The sequence below is a fragment of the Rhodoferax sp. GW822-FHT02A01 genome (genome assembly GCF_038784515.1).
Classification (GTDB): domain Bacteria; phylum Pseudomonadota; class Gammaproteobacteria; order Burkholderiales; family Burkholderiaceae_C; genus Allorhodoferax.
In genome coordinates this window covers 1,431,014-1,449,302 of record NZ_CP152376.1, presented here as the reverse complement: position 1 = coordinate 1,449,302, position 18,289 = coordinate 1,431,014, and the positions used below count along the sequence as shown (strand labels likewise).

Annotated in this window: 15 protein-coding genes; 1 reads left to right on the top strand and 14 read right to left on the bottom strand. The window is 62.2% G+C overall.

What is annotated here, in order from left to right; all coding sequences use genetic code 11:
* Positions 1–30: 30 nt before the first annotated feature.
* The 8 genes from AAGF34_RS06785 to AAGF34_RS06750 all read right to left on the bottom strand — a co-directional run bounded on the left by AAGF34_RS06785 (position 31) and on the right by AAGF34_RS06750 (position 7,395).
* A complete protein-coding gene (locus tag AAGF34_RS06785; protein ID WP_342619854.1) occupies positions 31–837 on the bottom strand; it encodes an ATP-binding cassette domain-containing protein in 807 nt (268 codons plus the stop codon).
* 7 nt (positions 838–844) lie between these two features.
* The gene (gene ssuC / locus AAGF34_RS06780; RefSeq protein ID WP_342619853.1) at positions 845–1,732 is read right to left on the bottom strand and encodes an aliphatic sulfonate ABC transporter permease SsuC; all 888 of its coding nucleotides are present in this window, start codon (positions 1,730–1,732) and stop codon (positions 845–847) included.
* 12 nt (positions 1,733–1,744) lie between these two features.
* Entirely contained in the window at positions 1,745–2,899 is a 1,155-nt protein-coding gene (ssuD, locus tag AAGF34_RS06775) for an FMNH2-dependent alkanesulfonate monooxygenase (protein ID WP_342619852.1), read from the bottom strand.
* 39 nt (positions 2,900–2,938) lie between these two features.
* Positions 2,939–3,973, bottom strand: coding sequence for a sulfonate ABC transporter substrate-binding protein (locus tag AAGF34_RS06770; protein WP_342619851.1), 1,035 nt, complete (start codon positions 3,971–3,973; stop codon positions 2,939–2,941).
* A gap of 21 nt (positions 3,974–3,994) precedes the next feature.
* Entirely contained in the window at positions 3,995–4,954 is a 960-nt protein-coding gene (locus AAGF34_RS06765; protein WP_342619850.1) for a sulfonate ABC transporter substrate-binding protein, read from the bottom strand.
* A 108-nt stretch (positions 4,955–5,062) separates the two neighbouring features.
* A complete protein-coding gene (gene ssuE, locus AAGF34_RS06760; protein WP_342619849.1) occupies positions 5,063–5,653 on the bottom strand; it encodes an NADPH-dependent FMN reductase in 591 nt (196 codons plus the stop codon).
* A gap of 72 nt (positions 5,654–5,725) precedes the next feature.
* Positions 5,726–6,775 carry a sulfate ABC transporter substrate-binding protein gene (locus AAGF34_RS06755; protein WP_342619848.1) on the bottom strand — a complete coding sequence of 350 codons (1,050 nt, stop codon included), beginning with the start codon at positions 6,773–6,775 and terminating at the stop codon, positions 5,726–5,728.
* A 158-nt stretch (positions 6,776–6,933) separates the two neighbouring features.
* Positions 6,934–7,395 carry a hypothetical protein gene (locus AAGF34_RS06750; RefSeq protein WP_342619847.1) on the bottom strand — a complete coding sequence of 154 codons (462 nt, stop codon included), beginning with the start codon at positions 7,393–7,395 and terminating at the stop codon, positions 6,934–6,936.
* Positions 7,396–7,592: 197 nt separating this feature from the next.
* Here AAGF34_RS06750 and fliD point away from each other — a divergent pair, with 197 nt between their 5' ends.
* Positions 7,593–8,306: a flagellar filament capping protein FliD gene (fliD, locus tag AAGF34_RS06745; RefSeq protein WP_342619846.1), complete on the top strand. Its 714-nt coding sequence runs from the start codon at positions 7,593–7,595 to the stop codon at positions 8,304–8,306.
* Here the strand turns inward: fliD and AAGF34_RS06740 are convergent.
* The 6 genes from AAGF34_RS06740 to AAGF34_RS06715 form a co-directional block, all read right to left on the bottom strand.
* A complete protein-coding gene (locus tag AAGF34_RS06740) occupies positions 8,288–9,583 on the bottom strand; it encodes an amidohydrolase family protein (RefSeq protein WP_342619845.1) in 1,296 nt (431 codons plus the stop codon). The two genes, fliD and AAGF34_RS06740, sit on opposite strands and share 19 nt — an antisense overlap.
* A 13-nt stretch (positions 9,584–9,596) precedes the next feature.
* The gene (locus tag AAGF34_RS06735) at positions 9,597–10,853 is read right to left on the bottom strand and encodes a Zn-dependent hydrolase (protein ID WP_342619844.1); all 1,257 of its coding nucleotides are present in this window, start codon (positions 10,851–10,853) and stop codon (positions 9,597–9,599) included.
* Positions 10,854–10,863: 10 nt separating this feature from the next.
* Positions 10,864–12,306: a dihydropyrimidinase gene (hydA, locus tag AAGF34_RS06730; RefSeq protein WP_342619843.1), complete on the bottom strand. Its 1,443-nt coding sequence runs from the start codon at positions 12,304–12,306 to the stop codon at positions 10,864–10,866.
* A gap of 78 nt (positions 12,307–12,384) precedes the next feature.
* Positions 12,385–13,692 carry an NAD-dependent dihydropyrimidine dehydrogenase subunit PreA gene (preA, locus tag AAGF34_RS06725; RefSeq protein WP_342619842.1) on the bottom strand — a complete coding sequence of 436 codons (1,308 nt, stop codon included), beginning with the start codon at positions 13,690–13,692 and terminating at the stop codon, positions 12,385–12,387.
* A 48-nt stretch (positions 13,693–13,740) separates the two neighbouring features.
* A complete protein-coding gene (locus AAGF34_RS06720) occupies positions 13,741–15,069 on the bottom strand; it encodes an NAD(P)-dependent oxidoreductase (RefSeq protein ID WP_342621052.1) in 1,329 nt (442 codons plus the stop codon).
* 760 nt (positions 15,070–15,829) lie between these two features.
* Positions 15,830–18,184 (bottom strand): zinc-dependent metalloprotease family protein, encoded by a 2,355-nt coding sequence (locus AAGF34_RS06715; protein WP_342619841.1) that lies wholly within the window; start codon positions 18,182–18,184, stop codon positions 15,830–15,832.
* Positions 18,185–18,289: the final 105 nt, after the last annotated feature.

Here is an 18,289-nt window from a genome sequence, read left to right as displayed (position 1 = left end):
AAATCAATAAATCGTTGCGGGCATATCGCATCAGATGGCCCAACGCAGTCCGTGTGCGGGTGCACCGGGCCAGGTGTCTGGCGTGGTGATCGCTTCCTCTTTGACAGGACGTTGCAGCACGCGGTTGAGAATGCGTTCTTCCAGCGCGGCAAAGCGGGGATCGCCCCGGTGGCGCGGGCGTGGCAGGTCGATGCGCTCATCCAGCGCAATCGCACCGTCCTCGATCAGCACCACGCGGTCGGCCAGTGCAACGGCTTCTTGCACATCGTGGGTGACCAGCAGGGCGGTAAAGCCGTTGCGCTGCCACAGGTCTTCGATGAGGGCATGCATCTCGATGCGGGTCAGCGCGTCCAGTGCGCCCAGAGGCTCGTCCAGCAGCAGCAGGTCCGGCTGGTGCACCAGGGCGCGGGCCAGTGCCACGCGTTGGCGCTGGCCGCCCGACAGGCGCGCCGGCCAGTCCTGCTGGCGCTCGCCCAGGCCTACCTGCTCCAGCACCCGCGCCGCATCGGCGTGGCGGATTGCGGGCAGTCCCAGGGCGACGTTGTCGACCACGCGCTTCCAGGGCAGCAAGCGCGCGTCCTGGAACATGATGCGGGTATTGCTGCGTATGCCTTCGGATGGCTTCTGGTCAATAAGCAGGCGGCCATCGCTGGCGGCTTCCAGACCCGCCACCAGACGCAGCAGCGTGCTCTTGCCACAACCGCTGCGGCCCACGATGGCTACGAACTCGCCGGGGGCAATCTGCAGTTGCGCGTTGTTCAGCACGGTGCGCGCGCCGTAGCGTTTGGTCAGTCCCTTCGCATCCAGTGCGACGCCGCGTTGTTGTGGGTTTGTCATGCGTGCCTCACTGTGCATCTTGGTAACCGGGGTGCCAGCGCAGCCAGCTGCGCTCCAGCGTGCGCGCAAACCAGTCGGCCAGCTTGCCCAGTGCGGCATACAGCAGGATGCCCACCAGCACGATGTCGGTCTGCAGGAACTCGCGCGCATTCATGGTCAGGTAGCCGATGCCGGCCTGTGCCGAGATGGTCTCCGCCACGATCAGGATCACCCACATCAGGCCCAGCGAAAAACGCAGGCCCACCAGAATGCTGGAGAGCGCGCCGGGCAATATCACCTGGGTATAGAGCTGCCAACGGTTGAGGCCATAGCTGCGTGCCATCTCCACCAGGCCGGGGTCCACGCCGCGGATACCGTGGAAGGTGTTGAGGTAGATCGGGAAGAACACCGACACCGCAATCAAAAACAACTTGGCTGATTCGTCAATGCCGAACCACAGGATCACCAGCGGAATCATGGCCAGGGCCGGAATGTTGCGCACCATCTGGATGGTGCTGTCCAGCAGGGTTTCGAAAATCCGTATCGAGCCGGTCAGCAAGCCCAGCAGCAAACCCAGGCCGCCGCCAATGGCCAGGCCCGTGAGCGCACGCGCCGCACTGACTTTGACGTGGGTGAACAGTTCACCGCTGAGAGTCAGCTTCCATGCGGCGGTCGCCACATCCAGAGGCGCTGGCAGCACGCGGCTGGACAGCCAGCCCAGTGCGCTGCTGAGTTGCCAGAGCGCAATCAGTGCCAGCGGAACCAGCCAAGGAATCAGGCGCTGCCATACGGCGCGCAGAAACGGCAGCAGGGCGGAGCCGGGCGCGCGTGCAGAAGGCAGCGCAGCCAGCAGGCCGAAGCCCGGCGCCTGCAAGGTGTCTGCCGAGGCCGAGGCGTCTTGAACAGCGTGTGTCATGTCCTGGGTGCCTCAGCTTTGCGAGACCTTGGGCAGGTACTCGTTGGCCACCACTTCGCCAAATGCCTTGCCGCCGCTGAACTTGTCTTGCAGCTCCAGAGGCAGCAAGGGGAACACCAGTTCGGCAAAGCGGTAGGCCTCTTCCAGATGCGGGTAGCCTGAGAGCACAAAGGTATCCAGTCCCAGTGCCGCGTATTCCTGAATGCGTGCCGCCACGGTTTGTGGGTCACCCACCAGCGCGGTACCTGCGCCACCGCGCACCAGGCCCACACCGGCCCAGAGGTTGGGGCTGATTTCCAGATCGGCGCGGCTGCGCTTGGCGCCGGAGCCATGCAGTGCAGCCATGCGGCGCTGGCCTTCGGAGTCCATGCGGGCAAAGGCTTTTTGCGCCGTGGCCACGGTCTGGTCATCCAGGTGGCTGATCAGCGCATCGGCAGCGGCCCAGGCTTCTGCATCGGTCTCGCGCACGATGACGTGCAGGCGGATACCGAACTGGACCGTGCGGCCATGCTTTGCTGCGCGGGCGCGTACATCGGCCACCTTCTTGGCGACCTCAGCAGGAGGCTCACCCCAGGTGAGATAGGTCTCCACCTGTTCAGCAGCCAGATCGTGCGCGGCTTCTGAAGAGCCGCCGAAGTACACCGGTGGATGCGGTTGCTGTACCGAGGGGTAGAGCAGCTTGGCACCCTTGACGCTGAGGTGCTTGCCTTCGAAGTCATAGGTCTTGCCTTCGTGGCTGCGGGCAATGATCTCGCGCCAGATGCGGATGAACTCTGCGGACTGTTCGTAGCGGGCGGCATGGTCCAGAAACACACCATCACCTTCGAGCTCGGTCTGGTCACCGCCGGTGACCAAGTTGATCAGCAGACGGCCGTTCGACAGGCGGTCGAAGGTGGCGGCCATGCGTGCTGCCAGCGCGGGCTGGTGCAGTCCGGGGCGCACGGCCACCAGGAACTTCAGGCGCTGGGTGACGGGCAGCAGGCTGGATGCCACCACCCACGGGTCTTCGCAGGAGCGGCCGGTGGGGATGAGCACGCCTTCATAGCCCAGGCTGTCTGCGGCTTGAGCCACTTGCTTGAGGTAGTCGTGACTTAGAGCGCGGGCTCCTTCGGAGGTACCGAGGTAGCGGCTGTCGCCGTGGGTGGGGATGAACCAGAAGATTTTCATGATGGTCTGTGGGGCAGTGGGGGTGGGGCGTTTTTGCGGTCAGGGTTTGGTGGAGGCTGCGGCCACGCGTGTGGCGGGGGCGGTCCACACGATGTTGGCAACCTGCACGGGTTTGGGGATGAGGCCGAGCTGCAGAAAGGCATCGGCCACGCGTTGCTGGTCGGCCTTGGTGGATGCGCTCAAGGGGCCTACCGGTGAAGCGGGGCGACGTTGCAGGAACAGGCTGACCACGCCGGCATCCAGTCCGCTGAAGCCAGCAATCAGCTTGATGGCTTCGGGGCGGTGCTCCTGCACAAACCGGTCGGCGCGGGTGAGTTCTTCAAACAGCACTGCGATGGCATCGGCATGCTGGTTGGCAAAGGGCAGCGAGGCCAGGTAGAACGAGTTGTTGTTGGACAGGCCACGCCCGGTTGCCAAGGCGCGTGCCTGGATGCTGAGTTGGGTGGCGGAATAGAACGGGTCCCAGATCGCCCAGGCATCCACGCTCTTGCGCTCGAATGCGGCGCGCGCGTCGGCCGGTGTGAGGTAAATGGGCGTGATGTCGCTCCATTGCAGGCCGGCCTTTTCCACCGCGCGCACCAGCAGGTAGTGGGCACTGGAGCCCTTTTGCACGGCAATCTTCTTGCCTTTGAGTTCGGGCAGGGTGCGCAGCGGCGAGTCGCGCTGCACTAGCACGGCCGAGCTGTCGGGCTTGGGTGGCTCGGCACCCACATAGACCAGCTCCTTGCCTGCAGCCTGCGCGAATACCGGGGGCGAGTCGCCGGTCAGGCCGAACTCCAAGCTGCCGGCGGACAACGCTTCGAGCAGCTGCGGACCAGCCGGAAACTCGATCCAGCTCACCTTGGTGTTGGGGAAGCGCTTCTCCAGCGCGCCCTGTTCCTTAAGGATGACCAGATTGGCAGCAGACTTTTGGTAGCCGATGCGCAGCACGTCCAGCGGCTTGGCAGCCGAGGGCGCCGCCTGCGCAAACGCCGGGTTGACGACGGGGCCGCTCAGACCCCAGGTACCCGCCGTGACGGCCAGCAACTGCAGCAGTCCGCGCCGCTGGGTATGAAAGGGTGAGGTGGTACGCATGGCAGTCTCTCGCAAGGCGTTTCAGCTCAGGTTGACCGGTGCTGCGTGCAGCAGGTTGAGCTTTTTGGGGATGAGCTTGAGCTCGAAGAAGGTGTCGGCCACGGCCTGCTGTTCGGCCAGGATGTCGCTGGTCACGGCCTTGGTGCCGTAGGCGGCGCGGCCCACGTACAGCTCGGTGATGCTCTTGTCCAGACCCAGCACGGTGGCCAGCTCGGCGGCACCGGCGGCCTTGTTGTTGCCGATCCAGGTGTCGATGGCGTTGATCTCCTCGATCGCGATCTTCAGCACGTCGGTGTTCTTGGTGGCGAAGTCACGCGAGGTGAAGTAGTACTGGCGGTTGTTCACTACACCGCTGCCGTCCACCAGCAGGCGCGCCTGCAGCGTCTTCTGGGCCGAGGCCAGGAACGGGTCCCAGATGATCCAGGCGTCCACGGCCCCTTTCTCGAACGCGGCACGCGCATCGGGCGGCGGCAGGAAGATGGGGGTCACGTCGCTGTACTTCAGGCCGTTCTTCTCCAGCAGCTTGACCAGCAGGTACTGCACGTTGGAGCCCTTGTTGAAGACGATGCGTTTGCCCTTGAGATCGGCCACGCTTTGGATGGGCGAGTCCTTGGGCACTAGCACGCCTTCCAGGCGCGGGCGCGGCACGGTGGCTGCGGCATAGACCAGCGGTGCGCCAGCGGCCTGGGCAAATATCGGAGGCGCTTCGCCTACATCGCCGAAGTCGATGGAGCCGACGTTGAGTGCTTCCAGTTGTACCGGGCCGGCGTTGAATTCGGTCCAGGTCACATTCACGCCCAGGGGTGTGAGGCGCTTTTCCAGCGTGCCGCGGCCCCGCAGGATGGACAGCCAGCCCTTCTGGTAACCGATGCGCAAGGTGCGTGACGCGCTTTGTGCCAGGACACTGCCGCCGGCCAACAAGGCAGTGGAGGCAGCGGCACCGGCCAGCAGGTGGCGTCGGGTGATGGACGGATGGGACATGGTTGGATTCCTTGCAAAAGTGAAGACAAAACCTCCCCCGGGGGCCGCATCCTGCGGTCCTCGAAAACGTGGAGAGTGGGGTTTGCGCACTCGGTGCGCGTTGGGTTGTTACACGCTACATCGCACCTGCGAGAAGTGCACCGGTGCAAAGCGGCTGGCGTGCGCCAGGGAAGGAGACAGCGCTTCCGTGACCAGCGTGGTGACAGCCGCATCCAGGCGGTCACTGATGTCAGGGCTCAGGCTATAGGACCCCTCCGGCGAAAGCGTGACCTGCGAGTCCACCGCAAAGATGCCCGATAGGATATGGCGCGCACCCAGCGACTGCAGGACCGGTCGCAAGGCATAGTCCAGCGCCAGCATGTGGTTGGGGCTGCCTCCGGTGGCCAGTGGCAGCACGGTCTTGCCCTTGAAGGCATCCTGCGGCAGCAGGTCCAGGAAGACCTTGAGCACGCCGCTGTAGGCGGCCTTGTACACCGGCGTGGCCACGATCACGACCTGCGCCTGTGCCACCTGACCAATAGCTTTGCTCACCGAGGGGTGGCCAAAGTCCGCTAGCAGCAGCGCCTGGGGCGAGAGGTCGCGCACACGAAGTCGCTCTACCAGCGCACCGCGGGTTGCCAGGCGCTGGCCGGCGGCATCCAGCAGTGCGGCGGTGCGTGAGCGTTCCGACGGGCTTCCGGCAATCAAGAGAACAGACATGACAGACCTTGGTTGATGATGCTAAGAGTTGGTTTCACCGCCGGGCCGTCCCAAGGTGAAATGCGTGGGGCCTTATTTCTTGGTGTAGATCTGGTCAAAGCTGCCACCGTCGGCGAAGTGCTCCTTGTCGGCCTTTTCCCAGCCACCGAAGGCTTCGTCGATGGTGAAGAGTTTGATCTTGGCGAATTGCTTGGCGTACTTGGCCTTGGCCTTTTCCGACACGGCAGGGCGGTAGAAGTTCTTGCCCGCAATGTCCTGGCCTTCTTCGCTGTACAGGTACTTCAGGTATTCCTCGGCAACGGCACGGGTGCCTTTCTTGTCCACGTTCTTGTCCACTACGGCCACTGGCGGCTCGGCCAGGATGCTCAAGGGAGGTGCAACCACGTCAAACTTGGCGCCGAATTCTTTTTCCAGCAGGTAGGCCTCGTTTTCCCAGGCAATCAGCACGTCGCCCTGGCCGCGCTGGCCGAAGGTGATGGTGGAGCCTCGGGCACCGGTGTCCAGCACAGGCACATTGGCGTACAGCTTGGCTACGAACTCTTTGGCCTTGGCGTCACCGCCGTACTTGAGGCGGGCGAACTCCCATGCTGCCAGGTAGTTCCAGCGTGCGCCGCCAGAAGTTTTGGGATTGGGTGTGATGACCTTCACGTCCGGGCGGATCAGGTCGTCCCAGTCCTTGATGCCCTTGGGATTGCCTTCGCGCACCGCAAAGATGATGGTGCTGGTGTAGGGCGATGAGTTGTGGGGCAGGCGCTTTTGCCAGTCCTTGGACAGCCAGCCGCCGTTCTTGACGATGGCATCGACGTCGCCTGCCAAGCCCAAAGTCACCACGTCGGCTTCCAGGCCATCAATGACCGAGCGGGCCTGTTTACCCGAGCCGCCATGGCTTTGCTTGATGGTCACGTCCTGGCCGGTCTTGGCTTTCCAGTACTTGGCAAAGGCCGCGTTGTATTCCACGTACAGCTCGCGCGTGGGGTCGTAGGACACGTTCAGCAGGGTGACGGCCTGCTGGGCCTGGGCTTGCAGCGATGCACCGAGGGACGTGGCAGCCACGGCGACTGCGGCAGCCAGTTTGAGGAAGGGACGGCGGGAAAGGCGGGATTGGGGGTGGCGGTTTGCCATAGTCAACTCCAGGATGTTTGCAACGCAACAGTGCGATGGGTTGCATTCTGGAAGTGGACCGTTAAAACAGGAACAACTTAATTGTCAGTTTCTAATTACAAAAACGTATATGAAGAGGCCTTGCAAGTACTTTTGCGTACTTTGCAGCCCGGCGAACGTCACACCGGAAGTACCGGTTCCGGCAAGGTCTGCAGGTAGTCCAGGAAGTCCTGTGCTGCCTTGAACTGTCCGGCAGCACCGCCCAGGTGGTCGCGCAGCATGTAGATGCGCACATTGCTATGGGCGATGCCCAGGCCGTTTTGGGGCGCTGTCTTGATAACCTGGCGCACCTTTTCCATCACCGGGTCAATCTGTGTGAACGGGGTAAGAATCCAGAAGTCCATGCCCTCGCGGGCAATGAAGTCGGTGCCACGGAACGAGCGTTTGAGGCATTCGGCCACTTCGCTGAGCTTTTGCGCGGCATCGCTGGCACCGAAGGTCAGGTCCCGGATGTCCTGGGGGTCGTACTTGATGTGGACCAGGCCCGGCTGCAACACGTCGGCATGGCGCTTTTCCAGGGCCAGCATCCACTCCAGCATGAGCAAGAATTTGTCGTGCGCCGTCAAATCGTCCAGAACCATCGCGTCCCCCTTTGTTGCTCGGAAGATTATCAGCGCAGAAACCGTCTTTGCGGTGGAGGCGGCGGCAAGGGCGACTGAGGTCCATCCAATTGGCGGGTGTCTTCGGGCTATCTCCGCCTCTATGCCTGGGCCAAGGCTGAACAAAATCAGGGGGTCCCACCGGAGGGCCACGAGCCCGCCCTACCAAGGAAATCACCATGAACATCAGCCAGTTGCTCAGCAGCAGCACGGCAAGCCTGGCATCCAGCAGCCAGTCCACCACGCAGGCCAGCAGCGCGCTCAGCCCGGTTTTGGCGGGCATCACCAAATCCAGCACCGCCTTGCAGGCCAAGCTGGATGCCGCCACCACAAGCCTGTCCACGCTGGGCCAGTTCAAATCCGCCGTTTCCCTGGTGCAAACCGCCGCGCAGGGACTCAGCGGGTTCCAGACCTCTTCCACCAGTGACGACGTGAAAGCGGGCATCACCAGCTTCATCACCAAATTCAATGCGATGGTGGCGTCGGCGCAAACGGCTGCGGCACAGACCAGCGGCACAGACAAGATCAGCTCCACCATGAGCCGCGCGTTGTCTGCCGATCTCAGCAAGATCAGCGACCTGCGCAACATGGGCTTTACCAAAGCCAGTGACGGCACGCTGAAACTGGATGCCACCAAGTTTGCGGCGGCCTACAAGGCTTCGCCCAGCACCGTGCAGACGGCTTTGTCCAAGCTCGGCAAGCTGGTGGACAAGGCGGCCGGCAAGGAGCTGGCCAGCGATGGAAGGATTGCCTCCTCAGTCAGCGCGCTCACCAGCAAGTCCACCTTGCTGCAAACCCAACGCACCGCCTTGCTCAAGGCGGTGCAGCAGTTCAGCGCCTCGCAGTCGTCAACCACTTCCAACGCCTTGAGCGCCTACACGTCCAACGCCTGAATCCAGCTCGTCTGCGCCGGGCGCCCCGGCAAGTTCAACTGGGCGGTGGCAGCGGGTGACTGCGCAATCAGTTTGCCGGCTCGAAACACCTTGAGGCGCGTGGCGCGCAGGCGTATGGCCTCCACCGGGTCGCGCGCCTGCAGCAGCACCAGGTCTGCGTTACAGCCCGCTGCCAGTCCGTAGCCCTGCAAGCCCAGTACGCAGGCCGCATTGCGGGTGACCGCGTCAAAGCACTGGCGCATCGCGTCCTGGCTGGTCATCTGGCCCACGTGCAGCCCCATGTGCGCCACTTCCAGCATGTCGCCGCTGCCCAGCGAATACCAGGGGTCCATCACGCAGTCATGGCCAAAGGCCACGTTGATGCCAGCGGCCATCAATTCCGGCACGCGGGTCATGCCGCGGCGCTTGGGGTAGCTGTCGTGGCGGCCCTGCAGCGTAATGTTGATGAGTGGGTTGGCCACCACATGCAGCCCGGCCTCGGCCATCAGCGGAATGAGCTTGCTGACGTAATAGTTGTCCATGCTGTGCATGGAAGTCAGGTGCGAACCGGTGACGCGGCCCTGCAGCCCCAGCCGTTGCGCTTCGAACGCCAGCGTCTCCACATGGCGCGAGTGCGGGTCATCCGACTCGTCGCAGTGCATGTCCACCATCAGCCCGCGCTCGGCGGCCAGCTCGCACAGCAGCTTCACGCTTAGGGCACCATCGGCCATGGTGCGCTCAAAGTGGGGAATGCCGCCCACCACGTCCACGCCCTTGTCGAGCGCACGTTTGAGGTTGTCCATATGCTGCTGTGCACCCTGCGGTCCGCGCAGAACGCCATCTTGCGGAAAGGCGACCAGCTGCAGGTCGATATAGGGCGCCACCCGCTTCTTGACCTCCAGCAGCGCATCCACCGCCAGCAGACGCGGGTCGCACACGTCCACATGGGTGCGTATCGCCAGCAAACCCTTGGCCGCGGCCCAGTCGCAGTAGGCCAGTGCACGCTCCACCAGGGCTTCCTGTGTGAGCAGGGGCTTGAGCTCGCCCCACAGCGCAATGCCTTCGAGCAGCGTGCCGCTCTGGTTCACCCGCGGCAGGCCGTACGACAGCGTGGCATCCATGTGGAAGTGCGCGTCCACAAACGGGCTGGACAACAGCATGCCGCCCGCGTCCACGGTTTCGTGCGCGGGGGCTTGCAGCCCTTGTGTGACTTCGACAATCTTGCCGCCCTGCACGGCAACAGACATGGCCTTGCGGCCGTCGGCCAGTGCGGCGTTGTGGATCAGCAGGTCCAGCATGCGTCAGGCGTGCTCAGGTTCCTGCCCGCTCCAGCATGGCATGCAGCAGCACATTGCAGCCTGCGGTGATGTGCTCGGGTTTGGCATCCTCGATCTCGTTGTGGCTGATGCCGTCCTTGCAGGGGATGAAGATCATGCCGCTGGGAGCCAGCTTGGCCATGTAGACCGCGTCGTGGCCGGCGCCGGAGACTGCGGGCATGTTGGAATAGCCCAGCTTCTTGGCAGCACGGCCCACGGCGTCCACGCAGTCGGCGTGGAAGATCTGCGCGGGGTAGCTGGAGACCAGTTCAATCTTGATGTCCACGCCATGCTCCTGTGCCACCTTGGCGGCGAAGGCTTTCACTTCGTCGGCCATCTGGTCCACCAGGGCGTCGGTGCTGTTGCGCAGGTCAATGCTGAACTTCACGTGGCCGGGAATCACGTTGCGGCTGTTGGGGAACACCTGCACCATGCCCACGGTGCCACGTCCGTGCGGCGGGTGGCGGTGGGCGGCGGCCACCACGTCCTGCATGATGCGGGTGGCGGCCAGCAGCGAGTCCTTGCGCAGGGCCATGGGGGTCGGGCCGGCGTGGGCTTCCATGCCGGTGACGGTGCAGTCAAACCAGCGAATGCCCAGCACGCCGCTGACCACGCCGATCGTGACGTCGTTGTCTTCCAGCACCGGGCCCTGTTCGATATGGGTTTCGAAGTAGGCACCAATGGGGTGGTCGCCCGGCTCTTGGTCGCCGATGTAGCCGATGCGTTCCAGCTCGCCCTTGACCGACTTGCCCTCGGTATCGGTAGCAGCGTAGGCGTGCTCCAGCGTGAAGGCCTTGGCGAACACGCCTGAGCCCATCATCACTGGCACGAAGCGCGAGCCTTCCTCATTGGTCCAGAACGCCACTTCAATGGGCGCTTCGGTTTCGATGCCGTGGTCGTTGAGGGTGCGCACCACTTCCAGGCCGGCGAGTACACCGTAGTTGCCATCGAACTTGCCGCCGGTGGGCTGGGTGTCGATGTGGCTGCCGGTCATGATGGGCGGCAAGCTGTTGTTGCGGCCCGGGCGGCGCATGAAGCCGTTGCCGATCTTGTCGATGGTGACGGTCATACCGGCTTCACGGGCCCAGCCGGTCACCAGGTCACGGCCTTGCTTGTCTAGGTCGGTGAGGGTGAGGCGGCAGACGCCACCCTTGGGCGTGGCGCCAATCTTGGCCAGCTCCATGAGCGAGGCCCACAGGCGCTCGCCGTTGACGCGCAGGGCAGAAATATCGGTTGCGGTTGCAGTGGTCATGGTGAATTCCTCAGCGTTGGACGGCGGTGGGCTTCAGGGCTTCCGCACGCAATTTCGATGCCTCAAAGTTCGCACTGAAAGCGGGACGCTTGATGTAGCGCCCCTTGCCGCGCACGGCGCGCAGGTCGCCTTGCACGTAGACCAGCTCACCCTGGCTGATGGTGTGGCTGGGTATGCCACGCACGGTACGGCCTTCGAAGATGTTGAAGTCGCCCTTGCTATGCTGGGTCTTGGCCGACAGCGTCTTGGTACCGGCCGGGTCCCAGACCACCAGGTCGGCATCGGCGCCCACCGACAGGCTGCCCTTTTGCGGGTAGATGTTGAACAGCTTGGCGGTGTTGGCCGAGGTAATGGCGACGAACTCGCTGGGCGTGAGGCGCCCGGTGTTCACGCCGGCATCCCAGATCACGGCCAGACGCTCTTCCACGCCGCCGGTGCCGTTGGGAATCTTGGAGAAGTCATCCTTGCCTGCAGCCTTCTGCGCGGCGCAGAAGGTGCAGTGGTCGGTGGCGGTGGTGTGCAGGTTGCCGCTTTGCAGACCGCGCCAGAGGAACTCCTGGTGGCCTACGGGGCGGAAGGGCGGGCTCATCACGTGGGCTGCGGCAGTGGCGAAATCGGGGTTGCGGTACACGCTGTCGTCCAGCACCAGGTGGCCGGCCAGCACTTCACCATACACGCGCTGTCCGCGGGCGCGGGCGCGGGCAATGGCTTCTGCCGCTTCGATGCAGGAGACGTGCACCACATAGATAGGCACGTTCAGCACGTCGGCAATAGCGATGGCGCGGTTGGCCGCTTCGCCTTCGACCATGGGCGGGCGCGAGAGCGGATGGCCTTCGGGGCCGGTGATACCCATCTCGGCCACTTGCTTTTGCAGCAGGTAGACCAGCTCGCCGTTCTCGGCATGCACCGTGGGCATGGCGCCCAGTTCCAGTGCGCGCTTGAAGCTGTTCACCAGCGTTTCGTCGTCGCACATGATGGCGTTCTTGTAGGCCATGAAGTGCTTGAAGCTGTTGACGCCTTCCTGCTGCACCAGAGTGCCCATGTCGCGCTTGACGGTCTCGTCCCACCAGGTGATGGCGACGTGGAAGCTGTAGTCGCTGGCGGACTTTTCGGCCCATTCGCGCCAAGTCTTGTAGGCCTCCATGATGGGTTGCTTGGGGTTGGGGATGACGAAGTCGATGATGGTGGTGTTGCCACCCGCCAGACCGGCTGCCGTGCCGGTGTAGAAATCATCCATCGTCGTCGTACCCATGAAGGGCAGCTGCATATGGGTGTGCGGGTCTATGCCGCCGGGCATCACATACTGGCCACCGGCGTCTACCACCGTTGCGCCAGCGGGGGCGCTCAGGCCTTCGCCCACCGCAACGATTTTCCCGTCCTGGGTGAGCACATCGGCAACAAAGGCACGGTCTGCATTGACAACGGTGCCACCACGAATCAAAAGGCTGGTCATGGAGAGTTCCTCAAGAAATTAGCAGATTAAGAATAGGGCAGATCGCGGTCCTTGTCACCGAAAAACTGCCCCTCGGATTCAGGCCGCCGTGCGCATGGGGTTGTTGGGGTGCGTGGTCCAGTCGGCGTGCTGTGCCTGCACCGGCTTTTGCGTGCGCAGGTCCACCTCGCCGGGTGCCAGATCGCGCATGGTGATGCACTCGGGCACCGGGCAGACGTTGACGCACAGGTTGCAGCCCACGCACTCGTCTTCCTTGACTTCGAAATGGCGCTTGCCATCTTTCTCAAACGTGATGGCCTGGTGCGAGGTGTCTTCGCAGGCGATGTGGCAGCGTCCGCACTGAATGCAGCTGTCCTGGTTGATGACCGCCTTGCTGATGTGGTTGAGGTTGAGGTAGCGCCAGTCGGACACGGTGGGCACGGCCTTGCCCACGATCTGGTCCACGCTGGTAAAGCCCATTTCGTCCATGTAGTTGGACAGGCCGTCCGTCATTTCCTGCACGATCTTGAAGCCATACACCATGGCGGCCGTGCACACCTGCACCGTGCCCGAACCCAGGGCGATGTAGTCCAGCGCGTCGCGCCAGGTGCCGATGCCGCCTATGCCGCTGATGGGCAGGCCCGCGGTCTGCGGGTCGCGCGCAATCTCGGCCACCATGTTCAGCGCAATCGGCTTGACGGCCGGGCCGCAGTAGCCGCCGTGCGAACCCTTGCCGCCGGTGGAGGGGCTCATGGTCAGGGTGCGTGGGTCCACGCCCATGATGGAGTTGATGGTGTTGATGAGCGACACCGCATCGGCGCCACCCTTCTTTGCGGCGCGGGCCGGGTAGCGGACGTCAGTGATGTTGGGGGTGAGCTTCACGATGACGGGCAGCTTGCTGTATTGCTTGCACCAGGCGGTGACCATCTCGATGTATTCGGGCACCTGGCCCACGGCCGCGCCCATGCCGCGTTCACTCATGCCGTGCGGGCAGCCGAAGTTGAGCTCGATGGCATCCGCGCCGGTGTCTTCCACGCGCGGCAGAATGGCTTTCCACGACTTTTCTTCGCAGGGCACCATCAGCGAGACGATCATGGCGCGGTCCGACCACAGGCGCTTGACCTCGGTGATTTCGCGCAGGTTGATCTCCAGGTCGCGGTCGGTGATCAGCTCGATGTTGTTGAAACCCATCAGGCGGCGGTCGTTGCTCAGCAGCGCACCGTAGCGGGGGCCGTTGACGTTGACGACCGGTGGGCCAGCTTCGCCCAGGGTCTTCCAGACGACGCCGCCCCAGCCGGCTTCGAAGGCGCGGTTGACGTTGTAGGCCTTGTCAGTGGGGGGAGCGGAGGCAAGCCAGAAGGGGTTGGGGCTCTTGACGCCGACGAACGTGGTTTGCAGATTGGCCATGGTGTTACTTCCAATACGGTATGCGTTGAATTCGGGTGGTGCGCTGAATTACTTGCCAGCGCTCAGGTGTGCATGAATGGCCTTGGCCGAGCGCTTGCCGTGTTCCACGGCCTCCACGGTCAGGTCCAGTCCGCCAGCACGGCAGTCGCCACCGGCCCAGACGCCGGGCAGGTTGGTCTTGCCGTCGTCGTCAGTGGCAATGCGTCCGCTTTGCAGTGTCAGCCCGGCTTCACCCAGTACCGCATTGCCCAGTGTCTGGCCAATGGCCTTGAGCACCGTGTCGGCTTCCCAGGAGATCTCGCGTCCGGTGGGTACCAGCTTGCCATCCACCAGGCTTTGCTCGGCAAAGCGCACTGCGCTGGCGTGGCCATTGCTGCCCACGATTTCCACGGGTGCAAGCCACTGGTGCAGCACCACGCCGTTGGTCTGGGCCCATTCCTGTTCGTCCTTGGAGGCGGACATCTGTTCCGGTCCGCGGCGGTACACCATGTGCACCACCTTGGCGCCCAGCAGCTTGCTTTGCACCGCGGCATCCACAGCCGTCATGCCACCACCGATGACGATCACGCGGCGGCCCACAGGCAGCGTGGAGAGGTCTTCGCATTGGCGCAGCGTGGCAATGAAGTCCACCGCGTCCTGCACGCCGTTCAGGTCTTCACCGGGAACGCCGAGCGACGCGGTACTGGACAAGCCCATGCCCAGGAAAACCGCGTCATAGTCCAGGCGCAGCGTTTCCAGCTGGGCGGCGGTTTCCAGCTTCCAACTGTTGACGATCTTGATGCCACCAATGCCCAGCAGCCATTGCACTTCGGCCTGGGCAAAGTTGTCGGGCGTCTTGTAGCTGGCCAGACCGTATTCATTCAGACCGCCGGCCTTGGGGCGGGCGTCATAGACCACCACGCTGTGGCCCAGACGCGCCAGGGTGTGGGCACAGGCCAGGCCGGCAGGGCCGGCGCCGACCACGGCTACCTTCTTGCCGGTGGATTCTGCGCGGGTAAATATCTGGGGCTGCTTGCTTTCCATCAAGGCATCCACGGCAAAGCGCTGCAGGCGACCGATGGAGACGGGGCGGTCTTCCTGGGTGTTGCGCACGCAGACGGCCTCGCAAAGGTTCTCGGTGGGACAGACCCGTGCGCACATGCCGCCCAAGGGGTTGCTGTCCAGAATGGTGCGTGCTGCACCACGCAGGTTGCCCTCGCCAATGCGGCGGATAAAGGACGGCACGTCGATGCTGGTGGGGCAGGCCGTGGCGCAAGGCGCGTCATAGCAGTACAGGCAGCGCTCGGCTTCCAGCAAGGCCTGCGAGGGCGTGAGCCGGGGTGTTGCATCGGCAAAGCGCCGTGCGTATTCATCGGCGGGCAGTCGGCCAGCCTGGATGTCGGGGGATGTGGGGTTGGTGGAAACAGGGCTCACGCGACTCGCTCCTTTTGGTGCAAAACTTAAAAAACTGACCATTTGGTCAAGTAATTGAGCGAATACTAGCAATGCACGTGCCAGCCTGTAAGTAGGGGCTTACCCGATGTCAGTGGAAGGATGCCGGGTGACTCTCCTACGGTTGGCCCACAGGAAACAGCACTGCAACAAAAAGAGGGCCAAGCCCTTTCGACCGCCAAGTCGACAAGAGATTGGCCCTGCGTGGAGGGTGCCGTGCAAACGAAAGTCTCACGGCCCGACTATGGCTACAAGTGGGTGTTGCGTACAAGCTGAAGATCCAGCTTGGGTTCGTCCTCCACGGAAATACCCGCCCTTTCAATAGGTTCAGTGCGGCGTTTGACGAAGACGTCCCAAACAAATCCTTTGGCGTCTATCCCGCGAACCCATTTGGTAGGACGCTCTCCTGGAGTAAGCAATAGGGTGCTGTGCCCATCTGGCCAGACGAGGCTCCAGGAGCGGTCTGTGCCATACCGAAGACGCAGATCACCCACCACCTGGCTGCCGGACCGCGCACCCAGTATTTCCCGAAAGTAAGGGGGTGAATCAACAGCGCTCCTCAACTCCCGGGTAACCGTTGGACCAGATGGATGGCGATCCTGGCGTGTGCACTCCCACAGGCGTCCATCGATCTGCGTACACTGAAAGTTCTGCGCCATGGCGAGCCCTTGCAGTGAAGCCATCCTTAGCGGCAGCAGGAGCAATCTCATCGCTGTTGCATCAGACGAAGGAGTTGGAGACGCGCTGCAGGAGGCGGCGCTTCAACAACGGCTTCTTGACGATCCGCCGAGACGGGGTTCAAGGCGGGCTTGGATTGGCTCAGGATCGATCTGCCTGCGTTTCCAGCATATTGGCGTGCAAACGGGAAGACCAGATTTGCCCAGTCGTTGTAGTCACTCAGGACGCTCTTATGGCCGTCTCCATTGATATCCACGCTGAGAAGCGCAGAGGTGATGCTTGCATTGCGGTCCCAATCTGCGTAGGCACCGCTCTTGGCTCCACGTCCCATGTTCTGGGCTTCTGACAAGCTGGATTCGTCCAAAGCACTGCCTGTGCCGTCGGAATAGCTGATGACGAAGTTCACCTTATCACCGCAGGGAGAGCCAATCAGGCTGCATTCAATGGTGTAGTCGTTGTTTGCGTACATTAGCCAGCGTTGATAGGCCGTTGCGGAAGCCGGATCCGGATCAAGACCATCCAACTGGTACATGTAGTTCATGATGCTCCAATAGTTGGGCTTGTAGTTGGTGTTTTCAAACCCGCCATGTCGGAGCCCCAGGTTGTGACCCAGTTCATGCATGATGGTCGATGCCTGCATGTTGATCAGCTTGTTCAGGCTCTGACCGGCGTTGGCGCTGAAACCCCAAGATCCCATGGTGACCAAAAAGTCGTTCCCCGGCAGTTCGGCTACGCCAGAAGAGCCTGCAGAACCGTCTGCCTTTTGGGAGTTGCCCAGAAGCAGGTAGTGAAAGATGGCTCTGCGACGCAGGTCCATGTAAGTGTCTTTCCAGTCGTAGATGCTGCGCATGTTGCTTTGGTTGGCCGTACAGGTTACCTGGTCCAGCGTGACGCAAGGTTCGTATGCAACGGTGCCATTGGGTTGGCCCAGGTTGAAATCGGCCACTGAAAACGTGGAGCTGAACAGATTTCCGGCATCAAAAAATACGTCAATTCCATGGGCTGCGAAGCTATCCACCACCTTTTGCAGAGACTCCTTCCTGGGTTTCACGCCAGGATCGCTGCTCTGCATGCTGTCCACTTCGATGAATATCGCCTTTCTTCCCTGACGCGCGCCCATCGCATACAAGTCCAGGCCAGCAAAGGTGCCACCCGAAATCTTGGCCGTGTTGGGGATGCCGTCGCCGTCTGCATCTATTGCGGAGGCCGGCACATCGTTCATTCCACCGGGCGTTGCCCAGTTGACGCTGGTCCAGTCTGCGGCTGAATGGGTATTGGTGTCGATGATCCGGGGATAGAGTCGCACAATGGCCTTGCCATAGTCCGTGGCGCTGGAGGGCATCGCAGAAACAGATTGGCCGGTCCACTTTGAGGTTGTCACAGGGGTCTGCGTAACGGAGCCGAAGCGGATAAAGTCTGCCGTAGCGCCTGAGTTGAGAAGTTCAATGAACCCATTGGCGTTCCAGAACGGAACCCGGTTGCCAGAGCGCAACCGAATATTCTGGTTATTGCGTTGCGTGAGGTTCTCCGCGTTTCCAGAGATCACCACATAACCGTCGGAAGGAATTGTGATGCTGGGGAGTGCAAAGGTGGAAATCGTGGCAGGGCCTCCAACGGTCGCATCGATGCTGTAAGTCTTTACTGCATAGCTGCTCAGGTTGATCGCCGAAGTAGTGGGGTTGTAGATTTCGAACCAGCAGCCCACGTCATAGTAGTAGCAGCTGGAAACCTCGGAGATGACCAGTTCATTCTGGCCAGGGAGCACTGCGACTTGCGCCTCACCACTGGTAACGCTGCCAGCGCTATTGGTGACTTTCACGGAATATTTGTCACCATTGTTGCCCAAGGACATTACGGCTGAATATGCAGACTGGTTTGCGCCTTGGATGGCCGCACCATTCCTCAACCACTGGTAGCTCAGGGATGGCATCCCGTTTGCGGTGACGGTAAAGCTTGCAGCTTGCCCCACAAGAACCGTCTTTGGCGTGGGTGCCGTCACGATGCTGGGTGCGGCCGCTTGTACATTCAACGTCGCGGTTGCACTGGTAGTAGTGCCGCCTGTGCTTGTCACTGCGACGGATAGGGTGCTGCCATTGTCGGCAAGCGCGGCGTTTGTCCAGTTGTAGGTATCCGAAGTGGCACCCGGTATGTTGACGTTATTTTTCTTCCATTGGTAGGTAACTGCATCCTTGGAAGAGGCGGTGACGCTGAAAGTGGCGGTTTGGGATTCGTAGACGGAGGCAGATATCGGTTGCTTTGTGATGACCGGGGCCGCAACGGAACTCTCAGTGGTAGTGGTGGAGCCTCCCCCACCGCCGCCTCCGCAGCCCGTTATAAAAACGATAGCAAATGCGGTTGCTATCAGCCGTAACTGGTTTTTCATTTTGATTCTCACTATTTGATCATTTGCTTGTGTAGTAGGAAGTTGCACAGATCCCGTGAGGGGAGCAAGCGTCTGGTGGTGCATGTTGTGAAACAGGCGGCCAGA